The following is a 23107-nucleotide window of genomic DNA, read 5'->3' as shown; positions in this document are numbered from 1 at the left end:
GGTGACTATTGTATTTTCAGAACAACAAAAAGGAGTCGGGATGAACGCACAATCCCAGGCCAAATCACCAGAAACCCTGCGCGCTATGGTCGCCGGGACGCTGGCGAATTTTCAGCATTCAACCCTGAAGCATAATCTGACGACGCTTAAAGCGTTGCACCACGTCGCCTGGATGGATGACACGTTGCACGTCGAGCTGGTCATGCCCTTCGTCTGGCATAGCGCGTTTGAAGCATTAAAAGAGCAATGCAGTGCCGATCTGTTGCGTATTACCGGCGCGAAAGCGATTGACTGGAAGTTGTCACATAACATCGCCACCCTGAAACGTGTGAAAAATCAGCCGGGTATTAATGGTGTGAAAAACATCATTGCCGTCAGTTCCGGCAAAGGCGGGGTGGGTAAATCTTCCACTGCGGTGAACCTGGCGCTGGCGCTGGCTGCGGAAGGGGCAAAGGTGGGCATTCTTGACGCCGATATTTATGGCCCGTCCATCCCGACGATGCTCGGCGCGGAAAACCAGCGTCCCACTTCACCGGACGGCACCCATATGGCGCCGATCATGTCTCACGGTCTGGCGACCAACTCCATTGGCTATCTGGTAACCGACGATAACGCTATGGTGTGGCGCGGGCCGATGGCCAGTAAAGCGCTATTGCAGATGCTGCAGGAAACCTTATGGCCAGATCTTGATTATCTGGTACTGGATATGCCGCCAGGCACCGGTGACATCCAACTGACGCTGGCGCAGAACATTCCGGTAACTGGGGCGGTTGTAGTGACCACGCCGCAGGATATTGCGCTGATCGATGCGAAAAAAGGCATTGTGATGTTCGAAAAAGTCGAAGTGCCGGTGTTGGGTATTGTTGAGAATATGAGTATGCATATTTGCAGCAACTGCGGGCATCATGAGCCAATCTTTGGCACCGGCGGCGCACAGAAACTGGCCGAGCAGTACCACACCCAACTGTTGGGACAAATGCCGCTGCATATTTCTCTGCGTGAAGACCTCGATCGCGGTACGCCGACGGTTATCAGCCGCCCAGACAGCGAATTTACCGCCATTTACCGTGACCTTGCAGGGCGCGTGGCAGCGCAGCTGTACTGGCAGGGTGAAGTTATTCCGGGCGAAATTGCCTTCCGCGCGGTGTAATTTCTGGCGTTAAATATTATTCACCGTATCAATGATATATTGATGCGGTGAATATATAAGATGAAGAAAAAATAGAGCATTGTTTACCCTGTCTTAATAAAACATGTTTTTTTCTGAATTAAATCCGTTATTCATCATTTAAATTGATCATGCCTATCCTATTGATTTAGTATTTCAATTGGTTTTCGCGTGGTAGCGCACCTATTATTACGCTAAATAACTACCCTGCATGTTAAATCGGGCTTAATACAGGAATGACATTTAGATGAAAAAAACTTTGTCGCTGGGAATTATAGTTCTGGCTTATGGATTAAGTCTTCCCGCGTTGGGAACAGATACCGCAACCTTAACTATTAGCGGCAACGTTGTCGCGCCGACCTGCAGTACCGAAGTGGTAAATGCTCAGCTTCAACAGCGCTGCGGCAACACCACCCACGTTTCGAGTACCGAACAAACTGTTTCATCGGTGGTGAGGGGAGTAACAACGGAACTGGTCGCTGTTCCGGGCAGCGATAATCGTCAAATTATCCTCAACCGCTACGACTAGGATACTCTCTTTCATATAGCCCACATCACTCTCATGAATGATGTGGGCTTTTTTATTTATCTTGAAAATAAATATGAATGGTAAATTACGTTAACTTATTAATTGTGTAAATAAGATTGGTTCCTGACTATTTGTTGTAATTATATTGCATTGAGTAACTTGTCTTAAATCAAAAAAACATTCCGTTTACATTGCGGTAACGATTTAAGCGTGTAGATTCTAATTACAGGAATAACACCACGTAACAAATCTAAATATGTTGATTAAGGAAGATACTATGAAACGTTCAATTATTGCTGCGGCAGTGGTAACAGGATTATTTATGAGTGGCGGGGCGTTTGCTGCTGGGGTTGAAGAAGGTACGTTAACTATTACCGGTATGGTGTCAGGTACCGCTTGTAAGTTCCTTGATACAGCAAATACCGCTACTATTACATTAGACGATATTCCCGCTACAATACTTACTCCACTGGCCGCGGGTCAGGATACGGGGTATGGTGAAAATGAAGCAGATAAGAATTTAATTCTTGAGTGTAATAGTAGCGATAATGTCAAAATAAAAGTTGATGGTAGTGCTTTTGATTATAATAGTGTTATTGAAAATAAAGGCACAGGTCCTGCGGAGGTCGGTTTTAAATTATTTCACAAGAATGTTTTAATTACAAAAGATGGTCAGGATGAATTTAAGCTTTCAGATCTTGAACGGTTGGGTTTATCAACTGAGGGTAATACTCAATACGGGCTTCGACTTTCGGCTCGTTATGCAAAGGCTATAGGTGCTGCGGGTGCTCCCGTTGGTACAGGTGAAGTAAAAGCAAATATAAAACTGATTGTTGTTCAGGATTAGTGTTATACCGGCAACCTGGGTTGCCGGTATAAAAAGGGAATTAAAATGAAAATATTAGGCGCGGTAATTACATTATCACTTATGACACCGGCTCAGGCAGGGATAGTGATTTATGGCACAAGAGTAATTTACCCTGCAGAAAAAAATGAAATAGTTATACAGTTGATGAACCAGGAAAAAAGCGCTTCTTTGATACAGGCCTGGATTGATGATGGTAATACAACGCTGCCACCCGAGAAGATTCAGGTACCTTTTTTGCTGACGCCTCCAGTCGCTAAAGTAGCGGGAAATTCAGGGCAGCAGCTTAAAATTAAGAAAATGCCTAATATGCTACCAAATAATAAAGAGAGTCTGTTTTATCTCAATGTGTTGGATATCCCACCCAATAATCCGGCATATGATGGTAAAAATGTACTTAAATTTGCTATGCAGAACCGGATTAAGCTCTTTTATCGTCCTGCAGGTGTTGCGCCAGTTAATAAAGAAATTTTTAAGAAATTATCGTTAAACCATAGTGGAAGAAATTTTTCTATAAAAAATAGCAGCGCTAACTGGATAACGGTCACGGAAGTTAAAGCTGGCAGTATCAAGATAAATAATGACTCGGTGATGGTTGCGCCATTATCTAGCGAATCTTTTACGGTGAAGAATAGTAATGCCAGTCAGTATAAACTAACAATTATTGATGATCATGGCAATTATATAAGTGATAACGTCAGCCTGAGATGACAGGAGCTGATTATGTTAAGGATGACCCCGCTTGCTTCTGCGATATTATTGTCTTTGTTGTCTTTGTTGTCTTTTTCTGTCCTGTCGGCAGAAGAAACTTTTGATACACACTTTATGATGGGCGGGATGAAGGGCGAAAAAGTTTCTGCTTTACGCGTTGATGATAATCATCCTTTACCTGGACAATATGACGTGGATATCTACGTTAATAAACAGTGGCGCGGCAAATATGAGATTACAGTTAAAGATACGGCTGCTGAAACCTGCCTGACTCGCGATACCATCACGCGTTTAGGGATTAATACCGATAAGCTTGATAAAACCAAAAACTGCCTTTCTCTTGAGCAAGCGGTGCAGGGCGGGAGTTATCGCTGGAACATAGGAAAATTTCAGTTAGATCTTAGCGTACCCCAGGCCTACGTTGACGAGCTGGAAAATGGCTATGTGCCGCCGGAAAGCTGGGATCGCGGTATCAATGCCCTTTATACCTCCTATTATCTCAGCCAGTACAATAGCGACTATAAGAATTCTGGTAACAGCAAAAGTACCTATGCGCGATTTACCAGTGGATTAAACCTGCTGGGCTGGCAGTTGCATTCCGATGCCAGCTACAACAAAACGGATGACAGCAGCGGGGAATGGAAAAGTAACACCCTTTATCTGGAATACGGTATTCCACAAATTCTCGGCACGTTACGCGCCGGGGATATGTACACCTCATCTGATATTTTTGACTCGGTACGCTTTCGTGGGGTGCGTTTATACCGTGATATGCAGATGTTACCCAACTCAAAACAAAGCTTTACCCCGGTGGTGCAGGGGATTGCGCAGAGCAATGCGCTGGTCACTATTGAGCAGAACGGTTTTGTGGTGTATCAGAAAGAAGTACCGCCAGGCCCGTTTTCTATCGCGGATTTGCAGTTAGCAGGGGGAGGTGCAGATCTTGATGTTAGCATCAAAGAAGCCGATGGATCGGTTACCACCTATCTGGTGCCATATGCAGCGGTACCTAACATGTTGCAGCCTGGGGTCTCAAAATATGATTTTGCCGCCGGACGTAGCCATATCGAAGGGGCAAGTAATCAGACCGACTTTGCGCAGATGAGCTATCAATATGGGTGGAGTAACCTATTAACGTTATATGGCGGTACGATGCTCGCTGATAACTATAATTCGTTCACGTTAGGAACTGGCTGGAATACCCGAATTGGCGCAATCTCCGTGGATGCGACGCGTTCACACAGTAAACAGGATAATGGTGATGTATTTGATGGGCAAAGCTATCAAATTGCTTATAATAAATATTTGACACAAACCGCCACGCGTTTTGGCCTTGCTGCCTATCGATACTCATCACGGGATTATCGGACTTTTAACGATCACGTTTGGGCCAATAATAAAGACAGCTATCATCGTGATGAAAATGATGTTTATGACATAGCAGATTATTACCAGTATGATTTTGGTCGCAAAAACAGTTTTTCCGCCAATGTGAGCCAAACTTTACCGGCGGGCTATGGTTCCTTATCACTAAGTATATTGTGGCGCGATTACTGGGAGCGTAGTGGCACGAGTAAGGATTATCAGTTGAGTTATACCAATAACTGGCAACGTATTAGCTATACCTTTTCGGCCAGCCAGACCTATGACGAGGATCATCGCGAGGATAAGCGTTTTAACCTTTTAATTTCTGTTCCGTTTGACTGGGGGGATGATATTACCTCAAGACGCCGCCAGATATATTTATCTAACTCAACGACCTTTAATAACGATGGGTTTTCCTCAAACAATACCGGACTTTCCGGGACGATGGGCGATCGCGACCAGTTTAACTATGGCGTTAACCTGAGCCATCAGCGCCAGGACAGCGAAACGACGGCAGGCACCAACTTAACCTGGAACGCACCGATTGCTAAACTAAGCGGTAGCTATAGCCAGTCTAATAAATACCGGCAGGCGGGTGGTAATATTTCGGGCGGGATAGTGGCCTGGTCCGGCGGGGTGAATCTTGCGAACCGCCTTTCCGATACTTTTGCAGTAATGCAGGCGCCGGGACTGCAAGGCGCCTACGTCAACGGGCAACGTTACCGCACCACTAACCGCAGCGGTGTGGTGTTATATGATATGTTGACCCCGTACCGGGAAAATAGCCTGACGCTGGACGTTTCTAATACCGACAGTAAAACCGAGCTATTGGGTAACCGACACAGTGCCGCGCCTTATCGCGGCGCCGTGGTGCTGGTGAAATTCGATACCGACCAACGGCAGCCCTGGTTTATTCGCGCCCAGCGCCCGGATGGTTCACCGTTAACTTTTGGTTATGAGGTGGAAGATAACCAAGGGAATAATATTGGCCTGGTCGGTCAGGGCAGCCAGCTCTTTATTCGTACCGACAGTGTGCCGCCGGAAATTAAAGTCGCAGTGGATAAACAACAGGGACTTTCATGCTCAATCTCCTTTGGTAAAACGATTGATGAAAGTAAAGTTTATATTTGTCGGTGAGGAGGAGATATGAGATTTATCCTGGGATTAATTTTGGTTATGATGTCAAGCTCAGTACTCTGCAATTGTTTTCCGGTTTCATTTCAATATTTTGATTTTAACCCAAGTACTGCTGGTGCAATAGCTGAAAGTGAAGTGATTGAGTTGGATTTGAATGATGCCTCTCTTAATTCATTTCAATCAAAAGAAGGTATTCCTCTTAATTTTACGGGAGGAAATAGTACCTATCATTGTGATTTTGGAACGTCTAACCCAGGCTCGCCTTATTATTTAATAGCCAAAAGTCAAGAGTCTGGCACCTCTGAATATTATCAGGTATTAACAACTGGAAATAATGAAGGTGTATATGTTGAAGTTCAGTTGTCTGTTAATGGTTCACTCGGACCTTATAGCGTTGTAAATAGTTTTTTTGGTATTGCTCGTAATTATTTTAATTTTCCGAGAGATGATCTTAATTCTAAGGTAACCTATGCAATTAAATACAGATTAACGAAAAATAAATCTGTTTCATCTGAAATAAAAAAAATAGGGGAAACTGTGACTCTTAAAGATCATGTGCGTTTTAATGAAAGTTCCGGATCGGATTCTTATAATTTAAAACAATATATAAGAGTTAAGTTTAATTACACTCCAACCACATGTTCTTTCAATGATACTACCGTTAAAGTTAGCAACATAAATTACGGAGATGTAAGTAAAGGGCTTGTGCATGATGCTGATGCCGAAGTGAAAATTGATTGTGACCAAATTGTGGCCTATGCCACAAGAGCAGTTCATTACAGATTCGTTTCTGATAATGCTGTCGGTAATGTTTTACCTAATGAATATACGAATAGTGATAGCGCTGGAAATATTGGCTTTGAGTTAATAAAAGATGGTTCTGTAGTTAATTTAAGCAATAATCATTATGATCTGATAGCATGGGGAGATTTAAAAGAAAACGTGGCCAGAAATACGATTATACCGCTGAAATATAAATACACTCCTTATGGAGATAAGATATTTAAAGCCGGGCAGGTACTAAGCCGTGTAAAAATTGTTATCGATTATGATTGATCACGCTATGGTATTTTACGCACTCCCTCATCAGAGTGAGTGCGTGTTTTATCACCGGTGATAAAAAATCTCGCCGTCGTAGGCTTTAATGATCTTAGCATCGGCATCATTGACCAGCACATACGCGCCGCCCATGTAGGTCCAGTGGGTGCCTGCTGTCGGTGCGGGCAGGTTGCGCAGATTCCACTGCTTAATAGTGTATTCGCTGGTGAGATACAGTGGTGGAACTTTGTCACCGGGTTTGAAATGGGTGAAGTCAGCAATAAAGCTGCTCAGCTCATATTTATCGATACCGGTGGGGGCAGCTGTTGCAGCCGGCGCGGCCCAGACGACACTGCTCGCAAGCAGGAGTGCACCCAGCAACATTTTATCCTTCATACCCATCTTCTCTACCTCTTCGGGTCATCAAAATCAGTCATGTATCATTCCTGGCTTACAGGGCATCTGACAAGGACTTTTTTGTTATCACTCCAGTAATTTCGTAAAAAGTGTAAATGAATGTACAGCATTGCGACAATTTCGAGTGGCAATTTAGCGATGAGGTGTCACGTTTTTGCATATCAACTCAGGGTGGCGCTGTTCCACAGCATACATGAGTTGCTCCGGTTTCTGTGACCCGGAACAATTGTCTTCAAGAAAACCCACTACTGGAATGGAGTAAAAAAGTTGATGCTTGTTTAATCAATTTATTTACTTTACTGTAAAGTAAATAAATTGGCGAGGCTTTACTATGACGAACTTTAGTAAATGGGGAAAGTTATTAATTTTCATATTGTTAATGCCTTTGTCATGTCATCTTAAGGCATCTCTGCCTGGAGGGGGGGCTGTAGAGCCAAAGACGGTTGATCGCTGTCTTGTTACGCGGGACCGGGAGCAGGCTTGCTTCCAGTGTACCGATTTGAATTATCAGCATATGCAGTTACGACTCAGCTATTTACGTTTTTTACTACTCCAAAATAGTTTCACTATCCAAACCTATGACTATTTATGGCGTGAACATCAACGAACAATGTCTTGCCTCGAAATCAGCAGATACATTGTCGCGAAAGCAATCAATATTCTGCTATGCCCAGCAACGGTCAAATTACCCATACCTCAACCTGTTTTTAATTTGTGGCAAACATCGCATATGGCTTTTATTCAACGAGCCAGGCCTCCGCACGTGTTTTCACTGCGCGACCCCATTGACTAAACGGAGGAAAACACGATGTTGGCTCACTTCTTTATTTTCCGTCCTGTGTTCTCCGCGGTCATTGCTATTTGCATCGTTTCTGCTGGTATCCTGGCTCTTTTAACACTGCCTGTTGAGCAGTATCCGGATATTGCGCCACCGGGGGTGAACGTTACGGCAAACTACCCAGGCGCTTCTGCGCAAAACGTTGAGGACAGCGTAACGCAGCTGCTTGAACAGCAAATAAAAGGAATTGATGGTCTGCTTTATTTTTCTTCAACCAGCAGTTCAGCTGGCCAGTCCCGTATTAGCCTTAGTTTTGAACAAGGTATCAATCCCGATATAGCCCAGGTCCAGGTACAAAATGCTGTAAACCAGGCTATGACACGGCTACCGCAGGAAGTGCAACAACAGGGACTTTCTGTGACTAAATCACAGGGAGATAGCCTGATGGTTATCTCCTTATATGACCAGAACGACCGTTTAACCAGTGTCGATATCAGCGACTTCCTTATCAACACGTTGCAGGAGCCCTTAAGTAGAGTTAAGGGGGTGGGAGAAACAACAGTTTTTGGTGCGCAATATGCTATGCGGATTTGGCTCAACCCACATCAGCTCAATAATTATGGTTTGATGCCCTCTGATGTACAAACGGCTATCGAGGCACAAAATTCGCAAGTTACCAGCGGAGAAATTGGCTCTCTTCCTTCTCTCAATGATCAGTATCTGAATGCGACGGTGACCGCCCAGTCCCGCCTGGAAACATCGACGCAATTTGAAAGTATCATTCTTCGGACAAATAATGATGGCTCAGCTGTATATTTGCGAGATGTTGCTCGAGTCGAACTCGGGGCTGAAAACTATCAGAATCTGACCACACTTAATGGTCATCCTGCGGCTGGAATATCTATTCAACTCGCATCCGGAGCTAATGCTCTGGAAACTGCTGAAAAGGTTCGCGCTGAAGTTAACAGATTAAAAGATCGATTTCCGCAAGGCATTGTAGTTGCCTATCCTCGTGACAGTACTCCGTTTGTGACGGTGTCCATCACAAATGTTGTGCAGACGCTGATTGAAGCGATCGTTTTTGTTGTGGTGGTAATGTATCTGTTCTTACAAAACTGGAGAGCCACATTAATTCCCTCATTGACGGTGCCTGTCGTATTATTGGGCACATTCGGCATCCTCAGCCTGCTAGGGTATAGCATCAATACCTTAACACTTTTTGCCATGGTGCTTGCCATTGGGTTACTTGTCGACGACGCGATTGTCGTGGTTGAGAATGTCGAACGAGTAATGGAAGAAGAACATCTCGAGCCGCTGCAGGCTACGCTAAACTCCATGCGGGAAATAACCGGTGCATTAATAGGTATCGCGCTGGTCTTATCCGCAGTTTTTATTCCAGTTGCGTTTTTTGGTGGCTCAGTCGGCATTATTTACCGCCAGTTCACGGTCACCATTGTTTCTGCTATGGTGCTTTCCGTGCTGGTTGCACTGACTTTAACCCCTACATTGTGCGCTCATTTGCTTAAAAGCCGAAATGAGAAGAAAGGGAAATTCTTCACTCATTTCAACAGGTATGTCGAAAAAAGCCAGCATCGTTATATTAATGTGCTCGCGCAAATATCAGCACGCCCTGTGAGAATCATTATTCTCGCTTTTCTGATGTCGATGTTCATGGTTTGGCAATATCAAAAACTCGCGACCAGTTTTCTTCCGGAGGAGGATCAGGGGGCAATATCAATCCAGTTCACTCTTCCTCCAGGGGCGCCAATGTCAATGACTCAGAGGGTTGGAGATGAAATCACACGCTATTTCATGACGCGGGAGAATGCCAATCTTAACGCTATATTTACTGTCGCTGGACGAAATAACGCAGGTAGCGGGCAAAATGTGGGAATGTCCGTTGCTGAGTTAAAGCACTGGAACGAACGTCAGGGGGAAACTAACAGCGCTCAGGCTATTATCGCAAGAGCTAATCAATATTTTAATCAAACGTCTCAGAACGCCTCTGTCAGCATTGTATCGCCACCCACAGTTCGGGGGCTAGGACAATCCAGCGGGTTCGAATTATGGCTTCAGGACATTTCAGACCGCGGTTACCACAGTCTTAATCAGGCGCAAACAATGTTACTTACGGCTGCCAGAGAAAACCAAAATCTGAGTGCTGTGCGAATGAACAGCCTGGCCGAGAAGGCGTTGCTGCAGGTAGATATTGACAGACAAAAAGCACAAGCTCACGGCCTTGAACATGCGGATATCAACGAAACGCTTTCTGCTGCATGGGGAGGGATTTACGTTAATGACTTTATTGACCGTGGCCGTGTAAAAAGGGTTTATATACAAGGTGATGCGCCATGGCGTTCACTACCTGAAAACTTATCCTCCTGGTTTGTACGTAACAGTAGCGATAATATGACCTCATTCGCCAGTTTTGCTTCCTTCCGCTGGACTACTGGTCCACAAATGCTTCAGCGATTCAATGGATTACCTGCTGTGCAATTTCAAGGAGACGCAGCTCCGGGAATAAGTTCTGGGGCAGCAATGGCTGAAATGGCCCGGCTGATAGCGCCAATTGAAGGATTTGATCTGCAGTGGAGCGGGATATCATGGCAGGAACAGGCTTCATCGGCACAGACACTATGGGTATATCTTGCCTCCGTTGCGTTCGTATTTTTATGTCTGGCTGCTTTATATGAAAGCTGGTCTGTGCCCATTGCTGTGCTGCTGATTATCCCACTTGGGGTTCTCGGCGCAGTGAGCGCAGCCTTGATCGCCGGATTTGAAAATGATGTCTACTTCCAGGTGGGTATACTCACAACGATGGGGCTCTCAGCAAAAAATGCAATTCTCATTATTGAATTTGCTCTGGCGCAAATCCGCAAGGGTAAACCTTTGATTCAGGCTGCTTTTGAAGGAGCAAGATTACGCTTACGTCCTGTCATCATGACGTCTCTGGCATTTGTTGTTGGTGTTATCCCTCTGGTACTCTCTACTGGCGCAGGGGCCTCCAGCCAAAAAGAGATTGGAACTTCGGTAATCGGCGGTATGCTCACCGGCACGTTACTGACGCTGCTCTTTGTCCCAATATTTTTTATTCTCATTCAGCAGGGAATCTCGAGACTGAAAAAAGGCAAACGTAAGGAATGCAATAATGGTTAATCAACGCGGGCGGCCAATGAAGTCCCGTCCTCGCATTTTACAAACGGCATGTGAGCTGTTTCTCAAACATGGCATTGACGTGTCTCTTGATACTATTGCCAGTGAAGCAGGGACAACGCGGCCGACACTTTACAGCCATTTTCCAGGGGGAAAGGATGCTCTCCTGCTGGCGACGTTTGAATTTCTGAATGACAAAATGCAGCCGCCTTTACGCCAGTTACTCCAGGAGCAACTGGATTTTCCCGATCTCCTGAGAGGGTTTGCCCGGGTTGTACAGAATCATTTCTATACTCCGGAGAATATCCATTTCCAGCGTTTATTGATTCAAGTGCTGGTTCAAAAGCCCGATTTACATGTCATGCTCGAGCAAAGAAACTCCGGACGCGTTTTGCAGGCGTTGACAGAAATTCTGGAACAGAAAAATAATGAAGGAATAGTTACGTTAGATAATCCGGAATTACAGGCTACTGCTTTCCTCGGGGCCATTATGGGATATCTCCTTCCTGGTGCAATAATTGCGCAAAAAGCAGTTGATCCCCATAAACTTGAGAAACTGGCTGAATGTTCAGTTGCAACGTTTCTGTCTGCCTGGAAATTTAAGCAGGGATGATCGTTGTGTCCCTGCATTGAGACGCTATACGAAATGCCTGAGTGGATGACGTCGCCTGCGCCAATGATCATCCTTTCCAGAATCAACCCCTGCTGTTCACTTCCCTCACTGACTGGTAAAGTATGTGGTGTGGATACATTCCGCCATTCAGTAAATGGATAGCAGGGGCTCGAGTATGTAAGTTTCTCTCGCTATCCTTTAATATTATTGAGTTTTATGTAAAACGACTCGGGGTGCCCTTCTTTGTGAAGGCTGAGAAATACCCGTACCACCTGATCTGGATAATGCCAGCGTAGGGAAGTCTGACACTGCTCGTGTCCCTTCTTCGCGCGGGCAGGAGCTGAACCATGCAGCCTGACCTGCACAGCCGCGCGCTCGCGGCCCATGCCTTACACCACTTTAGAACGCTTTCCCCCCTCACGCACTGTATGACCAATGAGGTCGTGCAAAACTTTACCGCCAATACGCTGCTGGCGTTAGGCGCATCACCTGCGATGGTGGTTGAACCTGAAGAAGCCAGCCAGTTTGCGGCTATCGCCAGCGCATTGCTGGTTAACGTCGGTACGCTTACCCTGGAGCGGGCCACGGCGATGCGCGTCGCCGTTGAGCAGGCGCTTCTTGCTAAAACCCCCTGGACGCTCGATCCCGTTGCCGTGGGCGCTCTTGAGTTTCGCCGCCGCTTCTGTCTGGATTTACTGTCGCTACAGCCAGCCGTAATTCGCGGTAATGCCTCGGAAATACTGGCGCTGGCAGGAATGAACGGCGGGGGGCGTGGCGTGGACACGACCGATACGCCAGCCGCTGCGCTCGGCGCGGCCCAGGCGCTGGCCCGTCAGGTAGAGACCATCGTCGTGGTGACCGGCGAAGTGGACTATGTTACCGATGGCCTGCGCACCGTCTGCGTGAATGGCGGCGATCCGTTGATGACGCGCGTGGTCGGCACCGGATGTGCGCTATCTGCGGTCGTTGCGGCCAGTTGCGCACTGCCCGGTGACCGGCTTGATAACGTCGCCTCCGCCTGTAGCTGGATGAAACAGGCCGGACAAATCGCCACGCAACAATCGACCGGGCCGGGCAGTTTTGTCCCGGCATTTCTCGACGCCCTCTATAACCTGAACGCGCAGGAGCAAGCATGAAACGGATTAACGCATTAACGATTGCCGGAACCGATCCCAGCGGTGGCGCGGGTATTCAGGCCGATTTAAAAACGTTCTCCGCGCTTGGCGCTTACGGCTGTTCGGTGATCACGGCGTTGGTGGCGCAAAATACGCGCGGGGTGCAGTCGGTGTATCGCATTGAACCTGACTTTGTCGCTGCGCAACTGGACTCGGTGTTCAGCGATGTACGTATCGACACCACCAAAATCGGCATGCTGGCGGAAGCAGATATTGTTGAAGCGGTCGCCGAACGTTTGCACCGCCATCGGGTGCAAAATGTGGTGCTGGATACGGTAATGCTGGCGAAAAGCGGCGATCCGTTACTGTCGCCCGCGGCGGTAGAAACGCTGCGTACCCGTTTGCTGCCGCAGGTTTCAATTATCACCCCAAATTTGCCGGAGGCCGCGGCATTGCTCGGCGCATCGCATGCGCAAACGGAACGGGAGATGTTAGAACAGGGAAGGGCGCTGCGAGCGCTGGGCTGTGAGGCGGTGCTGATGAAAGGCGGTCATCTGGAGGATGCGCAAAGCCCGGACTGGCTGTTTATCCGTGACGGCGAACAGCGTTTTACTGCGCCCCGTGTTATCACTAAAAATACCCACGGTACCGGTTGTACGCTGTCCGCAGCGCTGGCGGCGCTGCGTCCACGGCATAACAACTGGGCTGATACGGTACAGGAAGCCAAGCTGTGGCTTTCAGCTGCGCTGGCACAAGCCGACACCCTTGAAGTCGGGCAGGGAATAGGTCCGGTACATCATTTCCACGCGTGGTGGTAATGAGTATACTGGCAGCAGAAACGTCTGCCTGGAAAAAGATAAATGGAACAAGCGCATACCCAGCTTATCGCGCAACTGAATGAACGCATTGCAGCGGCAGATAACACGCCGCTGTATATGAAATTTGCGCAAACGGTGAAGAACGCTGTGCGCTGCGGGATCCTCGAGCATGGCAATATCCTGCCCGGCGAGCGCGATCTCAGTCAGTTGACCGGCGTGTCGCGAATTACGGTACGCAAGGCGATGCAGGCCCTTGAGGAAGAAGGCGTGGTGACACGCGCCCGCGGTTACGGGACGCAGATCAACAACATCTTCGAGTATTCGCTTAAAGAAGCGCGGGGTTTTTCGCAGCAAGTCGTTTTACGCGGTAAAAAACCAGATACGCTGTGGGTCAACAAGCGCATTGTGCCTTGTCCGGAAGAGGTAGCGCAGCAGTTGGCTGTTGCCGCCGGGAGTGACGTTTTCCTGCTCAAACGTATTCGCTATGTCGATGAAGACGCCGTTTCTATTGAAGAGTCATGGGTGCCGGTCCAACTAATCCATGATGTGGATGCCATCGGCGTTTCGCTGTACGACTATTTTCGCAGCCAGCATATCTTCCCGCAGCGCACGCGCTCACGCGTCAGCGCCCGGATGCCTGACGCAGAGTTCCAGGCACACATTCAAATGGACAGCAAAGTGCCGGTGCTGGTGATCAAGCAGGTAGCGCTTGACCAGCAGCAACGGCCCATTGAATACAGCATCAGCTATTGCCGAAGCGATCTATACGTCTTTGTGTGCGAGGAGTAACGCCTCTCGCGAGGGGGCGCAATCGCCGCCGCGATGCCCGACTACCCAGGAAGCCACCGCATTGCCCAGCAGTACCGCATCAGCCAGCGGCCAGCCTGACGCCAGTCCGGCCAGCATGCCGCCGGCGTGGCTGTCGCCCGCGCCAATGGTATCCACGACGGTCGTCTTAAATGCTGGTACGCAACCGGATGTTTGCGCGCTGAAATACCACGCGCCGTCTTTATCGTGGCGTATCACCACCGGTGCGGCGAAACGGCGTACCCATTCTGCGCCAAAACCCTCTACATCCTGGCTTAATGCAAACCGCTCGGCGGCAATTTCGGCTTCCTGTCGATTGAGTGATACCAGTGGTCGGCAGGCCATGATTCGCGCCATTAAGGCGTCTGAAATATCGCCGATTCGCGGACCAAAATCGATAAACGGCGTCACGTCTTCCAGACCTTCCAGCCACTGTGCCAGCAGCTCGCCACATGGAGAGGCTAACTGATAGCCTGACAGATAGACCAGGCTGTTACGCGGGATGTTCAGATGCGCCAACCAGTCGGTGTTCCACTGGTTTTCGACGCCGCTAAAAGACATAAAGGTTCGTTCGCCATCCGGTTCCACCAGCGCCAGACACCAGCCGTTATCGCCTTCTGCGTTGTCGATCAGGCTATGCAATCCCTCTTTTGCCATCCGGTTGCGGATAATATCGGCCCATACCCCCTGACCCAGCGGTAGCGCATTGCTGGCGCTGATACCTAAACGCCTGAGCGCAACGGCAATATTGAGCGCGCAGCCGCCAATGTTAACGCCTTGCTGCTTAAGCTCGATATCACACCCGCGCCAGGGGAGGGCATACGCATCGGCAATAACATCAATGACCGCTGCCCCCACCACCGTAACCGGCCTGTGTGAACCTAACTGCGGGAGAAGTTGTTGCAGACGCGTGGTGCTGTTCATAGCGCCTCCCGTTGTCCGCGCAGTCGCAGTAATCCGCTGGCATAGCGGGTAAAGTCCAGTTGATTTACCGCATCCAGTTCCTGTTTCAATGCCGGGTCAATCGCGCTTACGCCATGTAACGCACCGCAAATAGCGGTCGCCATTGCCCCGATGGTGTCGGTATCGCCCCCAAGATTCGCGCACAGAATGGCGCAGCGGTTAGGATCGGTCTGCGCCAGTTCGACCATCGCGATGGCGCAGGGCACGGACTCAATGGTGCTGGTTCCGGCCCCAACGACCTGGTATAACTGCTCGCTGGCGGACTCTATACCATCGGCATGACGAACGATTTTCAGCGCCAGTTCAAGACGGGCAGAGAGCGAGGCGCTAAAGGTGGTGATCCGTTTTTGCTGCGCATGTCGGGCAATGGCAGGCAGCGCGTCGACGATCTCCGACCATTTTTCTCCGTCGATAGCACGCGACACCGCCCACGCGATGACGACAGCGCCGGCGATAGCCAGATCCGATTTATGTGTCGGGCTGGAGGCCAGTGCGACGTCATCAATAAAGGTATCGAGATCGCGCGCGGGCAGCAGACATCCCAGCGGCGAAACGCGCATTGCCGCTCCGTTAGTGACGCCATTATTTTCCAGTTCGGCAACAGGTTTGCCGTTGCGAATGGCATTTAGCGCAATTTTTGACGTTGGACCAAGCACGTTTTTATTAAAGGCATCGAAACGCTCGGCCCAGGCCAGAATATTGCGGCCAATAACGTCTGGAACTATCTTTCCATCACATTCAAGCAAGGCATCAGCCAGACACAGGGCCATGGATGTGTCATCGGTAAACTCCGCCTGGTTAAAATAACAGGCGGCATTATTCTCCGCAGGTCCAGGCAAAAAACGGTCGATCCAACCGAAGTGTGCTTTAACCCGGGTTCTTGGCCACAGTTCAGACGGCATGCCCATCGCATCCCCTAACGCCTGCCCATAAAGAGCACCGAGAATACGTTCTGCTTTCATTTCACTTCCCCTTGTTTCAACGCTACATCGCGATCGTCCACCTGAATGGCGGTAATTTCTTTATCTGATTCGCGAAAGAAAATCATAAACAGCACGGCAATGACGGCGATCATGATCGCGCCAAATCCCCACATGCCCGCCCAGTTGAAGGTGAGACCATTAATCGGTTCCTTATAGGCAAACATTTTTTCCATCATTACGCCGCCCAAGCGATAACCCAGCAGGCTGCCGAATCCCTGACAGCAGAGCGTGATAAGCCCTTGCGCTGCGGTGCGCATGTGTACCGGCGCTTTTTTATCGACATAGATATAAGCCGTAACGTAGTAGAAGTCGTAACTGACGCCGTGTAGCAGAATGCCGAGAAACAGCAGGGCATAAGTGAAATATTCTTCCGCACCGCCGTAAACGAAGAATCCGTAGCGGATAGCCGCAGTAATAAGACCAAGCAGTAATACCTTTTTAATGCCAAAGCGTTTGGTGAAGAACGGCAGCGCCAGCATAAAGAAGATTTCAGAGAACTGGCCCAGCGTCATCCAACCGGTCGCATTTTTCATCCCAACTTCTGTCAGATAACCGTTGGCGAAGATGTAATAAAATGCCAGCGGCATGGCAAACAGGAATGAGCAACAGAAAAAGACGAGGAAGTTCTTATCCCGCAGCAGGATCAGCGCATCCAGCCCCAGCATGACTTTGAAATCCATCTTGCCGGTACTTTTCGGCGGCGTATCCGGTAAAAAGAACGCAAAAACGCCTAACAGCGCGGAACTTCCGGCCGTAACAAGCAGGGGGATATTGGTGGGGGAAATATCGCTATAGCCGAGCATTTGCGGCAAGAAGCCGCAGGCCAAACCAGACGCAATCCAGCCAATGGTGCCCATCACGCGAATGCGTGGGAAATCACGTTCCACGTCCGGTACGTTGGCAAAAGCGATACTGTTGGTTAACGCAATTGTCGGCATATAGGTCAGTGAATAGGCCAGTAACAGCGGGAAGAATCCGCTAAAGGTGGTTTGCTGCGCGGCGAAGTACATCAGGATAGCGCCGACAAACATCAATACGGCGAGGACTTTTTGCGCCGAGAAGAAACGGTCAGTGATAGAGCCGACCAGAATCGGCGACAGGATCGCAGCAATGGCGGTACAGGCGTACGACCAACCAATTTCACCCGCGGTAAAGCCACTTTTGCTGAGCCACAGCCAAAGCGGGACAAACCAGGCGCCCCAGATAAACCACTCAACAAACATCATGAACGACAGCTTAACTGTAGTTTTCATCTTTAAATCCTTCATGACAGGTAAGGTACGCGTTGATAGTACCACCTGATAATACCTTTAAAATACCTTTGTGGTCTAAATTTGACCGCCTTAACATTATTTCTTCCTGAATCGTTCCAGCGGAAATCGCTGAAAAGTGCGCTAAAGATGGAAAAAAAGCGCAGTCGGTACCAGGCTTATTGCTGCCCGCAAAAAAGCGGGTCAGGATAATTCACATTCCGATTATTAATCGGAACTTACGGGAGCATAGCTATGACTGATATTGCGCAGTTGCTTGGCAAAGATGCCGACAGCCTTTTACAGCATCGTTGTATGACCATTCCTTCTGACCAACTTTACCTGCCAGGACATGATTACGTTGATCGCGTAATGGTTGATAACAACCGTCCCCCAGCCGTACTGCGTAATATGCAGACGCTGTATAACACGGGGCGCCTGGCTGGAACAGGGTACCTGTCGATTCTTCCGGTGGACCAGGGCGTGGAGCACTCCGCTGGGGCATCGTTTGCGGCTAACCCGTTGTACTTTGATCCAAAGAATATCGTGGAACTGGCAATCGAAGCAGGGTGTAACTGCGTGGCATCGACCTATGGCGTGCTGGCTTCTGTTTCCCGCCGTTACGCGCACCGTATTCCGTTCCTTGTGAAGATTAACCACAACGAAACGCTCAGTTATCCCAATACGTTTGACCAGACGTTATATGCCAGCGTCGAACAGGCGTTCAATATGGGCGCGGTGGCGGTCGGGGCGACTATCTATTTCGGTTCTGAGGAGTCTCGACGTCAGATTGAAGAGATTTCCGCCGCGTTTGAGCGTGCCCATGAGCTGGGTATGGTCACCGTACTGTGGGCTTATCTGCGCAACTCCGCGTTTAAGAAAGACGGGGTGGATTATCATGTCTCCGCCGATCTCACCGGTCAGGCTAACCATCTGGCAGCCACCATTGGGGCGGATATCGTGAAGCAGAAAATGGCGGAAAATAACGGCGGATACAAAGCCGTTAACTTTGGCTACACCGACGATCGCGTCTACAACAAGCTGACCAGCGACAACCCGATTGACCTGGTACGTTATCAGTTGGCGAACTGCTATATGGGGCGCGCCGGATTAATTAACTCTGGCGGCGCTGCCGGTGGAGAAACCGATCTGAGCGATGCGGTACGTACGGCGGTCATTAATAAGCGCGCTGGCGGTATGGGGCTGATTCTTGGACGCAAAGCATTCAAGAAAACCATGGCCGACGGCGTTAAGCTGATTAACGCCGTGCAGGATGTTTATCTGGACAGCAAAGTCACCATTGCCTGATTGCAGCGGGGTGCCGTTTTGTTAGCGCAACAGCGGGCAACCCGGCGGCAATCTGCAACGTAGCGCCGCGGGCAGGATTTCAATATGAAACTCCTGTCCGCTGAGCGGTTCGCCATCAAGATTAAAGGTAATTTCGTGTGGGGCGCGGATATCAAACCACGATGAAGCGCCATCAATGATATTAGGGTTGTCTTCAGATTGCGTTAACGCTGAAAGCAGGCCGGGCAACAACTCCTCGCCAGTAAAAATGCGCAGTTGCAGCAATCCGTCGTTAATCAGCGCCGTCGGGCAAAGCTGTTGTCCACCACCGGCCTGGCGGCCATTACCAATCCCAATCACCAGCGCTTTGCCCTGCCAGTGAAAATCTTCTCCACGGATGTCGCAGACGTCGGGCTTGAGCGTATCCATGCGCATTAAACCGTGAATAAAATACGATACGCCGCCCAGCGCGGCTTTGAGTTTTTCTGGCGTTTCGGTGGTGATACGAGTGCCGAAGCCGCCGGTCGCCATGTTGATAAAACAGGTTTTATCATTGACCTGCACCATATCGATCTCTGTCGCATTTCCGGCGATAGCCAGTTTTAACGCTTTATCCAATGCTTCAGGAATACCCACGCTGGTGGCAAAGTCATTCGCCGTTCCCAACGGTAAAATACCCAGGGCGGGAACATTGCCGCCCTGCGACTGGATTAGCGCTGTCGAGACTTCGTTGATCGTGCCATCGCCGCCGCCGGCAATCACCGTTGCAACGCCTAATCGACGCGCTTCATCAACGTAACGTTGAGCGTCGCCTTTTTCCCAGGTGACGCGTACATGAATTTCCACGCCCTCATCGCGAAGCTGCGCAATAGTTTCACGCAGAGGGAGATTATCAGCACTTTTTCCATTGAGGATCAGCAAGCTGGCAGGAAACGCTATCATCCTTATGCCTCATTCTTTATCGTTTTAATTAGTGTATGCCATGAATGCATTTCTGGCGTAAGAACTGACTGAAAGCGCAGGAGAAGAGATAAAAAAAGCCGCGGTTGCGGCTTTTCAGATTGAGCGGAAATTACTGCGGGAACCACTGATCGCTGATTTTTTGGTAGGTGCCGTCCGCTTTGATGGCGGCCAGTGCGTTATTCAGTTTTTCCAGCAGGGCTTTGTTATCCGGGCGAACCGCAATGCCAAGACCGGTACCGAAGTATTGTGGGTCGGTCACTTTGTCGGTAGCCACGCCTAATTGCGGGTTAGTTTTCAGCCACTCGTTAACGACGGCGGTATCGCCAAATACGCCATCAATACGGCCATTTTTCAGGTCGATAATCGCATTCTGATAGCTGTCATAGGCCACAGTTTTCACTTCAGGATGTTTGTCCTGCAGGTATTTCTGGTGCGTGGTGCCGTTTTCCATACCGATGCGTTTTCCTTTCAGATCGGCAAAGGTTTTATAGGCGTCTTTCTTGGCAATAACCAGCGCGGAGTTAGCATAGTAAGGCTGAGTGAACGCAACCTGTTTGCTACGCTCAGGCGTGATATCCATTCCGGAAATCACTGCATCATATTTTTTGAATTTCAGCGCGGGGATCAGGCTGTCGAAAGCATGATTGGTAAAAGTACATTCCGCCTGCATTTGTTTGCACAGCGCCGTTGCCAGGTCAATGTCAAAACCGACAATTTTGTTGCTCGCGTCCAGCGATTCAAATGGCGGATAAGTCGCTGATACACCAAAGCTAATTTTATCAGCGGCTGAGGCGCCAGCGGCGAAAGTAGCCAGTAATGCGGCCAGTACTAACTTTTTCATGGTGGAACTCCCGTCTGTCAATCTTATGATGATTTACCGTGTCTGCGGCGTGAATTAACAATGCCATCTAATGAATTTATATGCAATAAAAATGATTAAGTATTTTATCGATATAAAAAAAGACGGGCGGTTGTTAGACTTGCCCGTCTTTTATATTTCGCTTTATGCAGTTATCGGCTTAATTCCGGTGTTCAAACGCCAGCGCTTTACGTTCGATTAAGCGCATCATCAGCGTCAGCAAACCGTTGACGATCAGGTAAATCACGCCCGCCGCGCCGAAGACCATGACGTCATAAGTGCGACCATACAGCAGTTGGCTATAACCCATGACTTCCATCAGCGTGATAGTGTAAGCCAGTGAGGTACTTTTAAACACCAGCACCACTTCGTTGGAATACGAGGAGAGGGCGCGTTTAAAGGCGTATGGCAACAGAATCGCCAGCGTATCCTTTTTGCTCATCCCTAATGCACCGCATGACTGCCACTGGCCTTCCGGGATGGCGCGGATAGCGCCGTAGAACAGCTGCGTGGTGTAAGCCGCACTGTTTAACGACAGCGCAATTAACGCGCACAGCCACGGTTCGGAGAGCAGATGCCACAGTACCGGATATTCCTGCAGCGTCGGGAACTGTCCTGGCCCGTAGTAGATCAGGAAGATTTGCACCAGCAATGGCGTACCGGTAAACAGCGTGATATAGGCGCGGACCAGCCAGACCAGTACCGGCGTTTTTAGCGTCAGGATGACGGTAAAAATCAGCGCCAGCACCAGAGCAACCACGATGGAGGCGACCGTCAGCGTCAGGCTGGTATGCAGCCCTTTCAACAATTCAGGTAAATACTCAAGCATCAGCCTGGTCTCCGCTCAAAACGTGTCGCGCGCAGGTCAATGCGTTTGAGAATGTACTGACTCACCAGCGTAATCACCAGGTAAATAGCCGCCGCCACAATGTACCAGGTAAATGGCTCCTGGGTACGCGTGGCAATGCTTTTGGTTTGCAGCATCAAATCGTTCACGCTGATCAGGCTGACCAGCGCGGTATCTTTCAGCAATACCAGCCACTGGTTACCCAGCCCCGGCAGAGCGTGACGCCACATCTGCGGCATCACCAGACGAAAGAAGATCGCGGCTTTAGACAAACCCAATGCCTGACCGGATTCCCATTGTCCGAGCGGCACGGCCTTCAGCGCGCCACGCAGCGTTTGCGACGCATAGGCGGCGTACAGCAAAGACAGCGCAATCACACCGCACAGGAACGGGCTGACGTCGAAGTTTTCGATCTGCATCTGTACCGGGATTTCTACAAACCCGAGATTAATCGTAAAACCATCGGCCAGCGTCAGCAGCAGTTGCGAGGAGCCGAAATAGATAAACAGAACCACCAGAATTTCTGGTAACCCGCGCAGAATGGTGACCAGCGCAGAACCTGCCCATGCCACTGGACGCCATTTTACGGACTCCCAGACGGCAAAAAACATGGCGAGCGCAAGGCCGATGATCAGCGCACAAACCGCAAGGCCGACGGTCATCCCGGCGGCGCTTGCTAACGGAAAAAATTCATTCATCAAATATTACTTCTGGAACCATTTGTTGTAGATGGTCTCGTAAGTCCCATCTTTCTTCACTTTTTCCAGCGCAGCGTTAAATTTCTGCTGCAGCTCAGTGTTGCCCTGACGCACCGCGATGCCCAGACCTGTACCGAAGTAATCTTTATCCGTCACTTTGTCGCCAACAGCGGCCAGTTTTGGATTGTCTTTCAGCCATTCGGTTACCACTGCGGTATCACCGAAGACGCCGTCAATGCGACCGTTTTGCAGATCGAGCTTGGCATTCTGGTAGCTATCATACGGTACGGTGGTCACTTCCGGATGCTTATCCATGATGAATTTCTGGTGCGTCGTCCCGTTTTGTACGCCAACCTTTTTGCCTTTCAGCTGATCAATGCTGGTGTATTTACCCTGCTGGCCAACAAACAGCGCAGAATTGTCGTAGTAAGGGGTGGTAAACAGGACCTGTTTTTCACGCTCAGGCGTGATGTCCATACCGGCCATCACCGCGTCAAAACGACGGAACTTCAGGCTCGGGATCAGGCTGTCGAAGGCCTGATTGGTGAAGGTACAGGTGGCGTCAATCTCTTTACACAGCGCGTTCGCCAGATCAACGTCAAAACCGACGATCTTGTTATTCGCATCAATAGATTCAAACGGAGGATAAGACGCTTCGGTGGCGAAACGAATGGTTTGGGCTGCGGTAGCGGAAAGGCTAAAACCTGCGATTAGCGCGGCAATCAGAACTTTTTTCATTGTAT

General features: G+C 49.2%; 21 protein-coding genes and 1 riboswitch. Of the genes, 12 read left to right on the top strand and 9 right to left on the bottom strand.

The window, feature by feature from the left end:
- Positions 1 to 40: 40 nt before the first annotated feature.
- The 6 genes from apbC to FOB24_RS16630 all read left to right on the top strand — a co-directional run bounded on the left by apbC (position 41) and on the right by FOB24_RS16630 (position 6831).
- Positions 41 to 1150, top strand: a complete 1110-nt coding sequence (gene apbC, locus FOB24_RS16655) for an iron-sulfur cluster carrier protein ApbC (protein ID WP_038641931.1) — start codon at positions 41 to 43, stop codon at positions 1148 to 1150.
- Between the two features lie 265 nt (positions 1151 to 1415).
- Entirely contained in the window at positions 1416 to 1697 is a 282-nt protein-coding gene (locus tag FOB24_RS16650) for a DUF2574 family protein (protein ID WP_085047890.1), read from the top strand.
- 277 nt (positions 1698 to 1974) lie between these two features.
- Complete coding sequence (locus FOB24_RS16645; RefSeq protein ID WP_190971840.1) at positions 1975 to 2544, top strand: fimbrial protein; 570 nt, start codon at positions 1975 to 1977, stop codon at positions 2542 to 2544.
- A 45-nt stretch (positions 2545 to 2589) separates the two neighbouring features.
- Positions 2590 to 3273 carry a fimbria/pilus periplasmic chaperone gene (locus FOB24_RS16640; protein ID WP_085047892.1) on the top strand — a complete coding sequence of 228 codons (684 nt, stop codon included), beginning with the start codon at positions 2590 to 2592 and terminating at the stop codon, positions 3271 to 3273.
- Positions 3274 to 3285: 12 nt separating this feature from the next.
- Complete coding sequence (locus FOB24_RS16635) at positions 3286 to 5775, top strand: fimbrial biogenesis outer membrane usher protein (RefSeq protein WP_150345201.1); 2490 nt, start codon at positions 3286 to 3288, stop codon at positions 5773 to 5775.
- 9 nt (positions 5776 to 5784) lie between these two features.
- On the top strand, positions 5785 to 6831 hold the full coding sequence (locus tag FOB24_RS16630) for a fimbrial protein (RefSeq protein WP_150345200.1): 1047 nt from the start codon (positions 5785 to 5787) through the stop codon (positions 6829 to 6831).
- A gap of 51 nt (positions 6832 to 6882) precedes the next feature.
- On the opposite strand, the gene FOB24_RS16625 is transcribed toward FOB24_RS16630, so the two are convergent.
- Positions 6883 to 7215, bottom strand: coding sequence for an RcnB family protein (locus FOB24_RS16625; protein WP_150345199.1), 333 nt, complete (start codon positions 7213 to 7215; stop codon positions 6883 to 6885).
- Positions 7216 to 8038: 823 nt separating this feature from the next.
- Here FOB24_RS16625 and FOB24_RS16620 point away from each other — a divergent pair.
- The 5 genes from FOB24_RS16620 (at position 8039) to FOB24_RS16600 (ending at position 14496) form a co-directional block, all read left to right on the top strand.
- Complete coding sequence (locus tag FOB24_RS16620; RefSeq protein ID WP_150345198.1) at positions 8039 to 11164, top strand: efflux RND transporter permease subunit; 3126 nt, start codon at positions 8039 to 8041, stop codon at positions 11162 to 11164.
- Positions 11157 to 11774: a TetR/AcrR family transcriptional regulator gene (locus FOB24_RS16615; RefSeq protein WP_137350831.1), complete on the top strand. Its 618-nt coding sequence runs from the start codon at positions 11157 to 11159 to the stop codon at positions 11772 to 11774. Before FOB24_RS16620 ends, FOB24_RS16615 begins: the two co-directional genes overlap by 8 nt.
- A 219-nt stretch (positions 11775 to 11993) precedes the next feature.
- Positions 11994 to 12090, top strand: a riboswitch (TPP riboswitch).
- A gap of 31 nt (positions 12091 to 12121) precedes the next feature.
- Entirely contained in the window at positions 12122 to 12910 is a 789-nt protein-coding gene (thiM, locus tag FOB24_RS16610; protein ID WP_137350830.1) for a hydroxyethylthiazole kinase, read from the top strand.
- Positions 12907 to 13707 (top strand): bifunctional hydroxymethylpyrimidine kinase/phosphomethylpyrimidine kinase, encoded by an 801-nt coding sequence (thiD, locus tag FOB24_RS16605; protein ID WP_150345197.1) that lies wholly within the window; start codon positions 12907 to 12909, stop codon positions 13705 to 13707. The genes thiM and thiD overlap by 4 nt, the downstream gene beginning before the upstream one ends.
- A 42-nt stretch (positions 13708 to 13749) precedes the next feature.
- On the top strand, positions 13750 to 14496 hold the full coding sequence (locus FOB24_RS16600; RefSeq protein WP_038641911.1) for a GntR family transcriptional regulator: 747 nt from the start codon (positions 13750 to 13752) through the stop codon (positions 14494 to 14496).
- On the opposite strand, the gene FOB24_RS16595 is transcribed toward FOB24_RS16600, so the two are convergent.
- Genes FOB24_RS16595 through FOB24_RS16585 form a run of 3 tightly spaced genes read right to left on the bottom strand, consistent with a single transcriptional unit; the run spans position 14470 to position 17713 of the window.
- Complete coding sequence (locus tag FOB24_RS16595; RefSeq protein ID WP_150345196.1) at positions 14470 to 15438, bottom strand: PfkB family carbohydrate kinase; 969 nt, start codon at positions 15436 to 15438, stop codon at positions 14470 to 14472. The genes FOB24_RS16600 and FOB24_RS16595 overlap by 27 nt on opposite strands.
- On the bottom strand, positions 15435 to 16439 hold the full coding sequence (locus FOB24_RS16590) for an ADP-ribosylglycohydrolase family protein (RefSeq protein ID WP_150345195.1): 1005 nt from the start codon (positions 16437 to 16439) through the stop codon (positions 15435 to 15437). The genes FOB24_RS16595 and FOB24_RS16590 overlap by 4 nt, the downstream gene beginning before the upstream one ends.
- Positions 16436 to 17713 carry a nucleoside permease gene (locus FOB24_RS16585; RefSeq protein WP_038641902.1) on the bottom strand — a complete coding sequence of 426 codons (1278 nt, stop codon included), beginning with the start codon at positions 17711 to 17713 and terminating at the stop codon, positions 16436 to 16438. The genes FOB24_RS16590 and FOB24_RS16585 overlap by 4 nt, the downstream gene beginning before the upstream one ends.
- A 252-nt stretch (positions 17714 to 17965) precedes the next feature.
- On the opposite strand from FOB24_RS16585, the gene fbaB reads away from it, so the two are divergent.
- Positions 17966 to 19018: a class I fructose-bisphosphate aldolase gene (fbaB, locus tag FOB24_RS16580; RefSeq protein ID WP_038641899.1), complete on the top strand. Its 1053-nt coding sequence runs from the start codon at positions 17966 to 17968 to the stop codon at positions 19016 to 19018.
- A gap of 21 nt (positions 19019 to 19039) precedes the next feature.
- Here the strand turns inward: fbaB and yegS are convergent, their stop codons facing one another.
- From yegS to artI, 5 genes are all read right to left on the bottom strand, one after another.
- On the bottom strand, positions 19040 to 19939 hold the full coding sequence (gene yegS, locus FOB24_RS16575) for a lipid kinase YegS (RefSeq protein WP_038641896.1): 900 nt from the start codon (positions 19937 to 19939) through the stop codon (positions 19040 to 19042).
- A gap of 130 nt (positions 19940 to 20069) precedes the next feature.
- Entirely contained in the window at positions 20070 to 20801 is a 732-nt protein-coding gene (artJ, locus tag FOB24_RS16570; protein ID WP_061382043.1) for an arginine ABC transporter substrate-binding protein ArtJ, read from the bottom strand.
- Positions 20802 to 20979: 178 nt separating this feature from the next.
- Positions 20980 to 21648, bottom strand: a complete 669-nt coding sequence (artM, locus tag FOB24_RS16565) for an arginine ABC transporter permease ArtM (RefSeq protein ID WP_003844364.1) — start codon at positions 21646 to 21648, stop codon at positions 20980 to 20982.
- The gene (artQ, locus tag FOB24_RS16560) at positions 21648 to 22364 is read right to left on the bottom strand and encodes an arginine ABC transporter permease ArtQ (protein WP_038641891.1); all 717 of its coding nucleotides are present in this window, start codon (positions 22362 to 22364) and stop codon (positions 21648 to 21650) included. Before artQ ends, artM begins: the two co-directional genes overlap by 1 nt.
- A gap of 6 nt (positions 22365 to 22370) precedes the next feature.
- Positions 22371 to 23102: an arginine ABC transporter substrate-binding protein ArtI gene (artI, locus tag FOB24_RS16555; protein WP_003027298.1), complete on the bottom strand. Its 732-nt coding sequence runs from the start codon at positions 23100 to 23102 to the stop codon at positions 22371 to 22373.
- Between the last annotated feature and the right edge of the window lie 5 nt (positions 23103 to 23107).

Origin of the sequence: Citrobacter werkmanii, from assembly GCF_008693645.1 — a bacterium.
GTDB lineage: Bacteria > Pseudomonadota > Gammaproteobacteria > Enterobacterales > Enterobacteriaceae > Citrobacter > Citrobacter werkmanii.
This window is presented reverse-complemented; position numbering and strand designations above follow the sequence as displayed.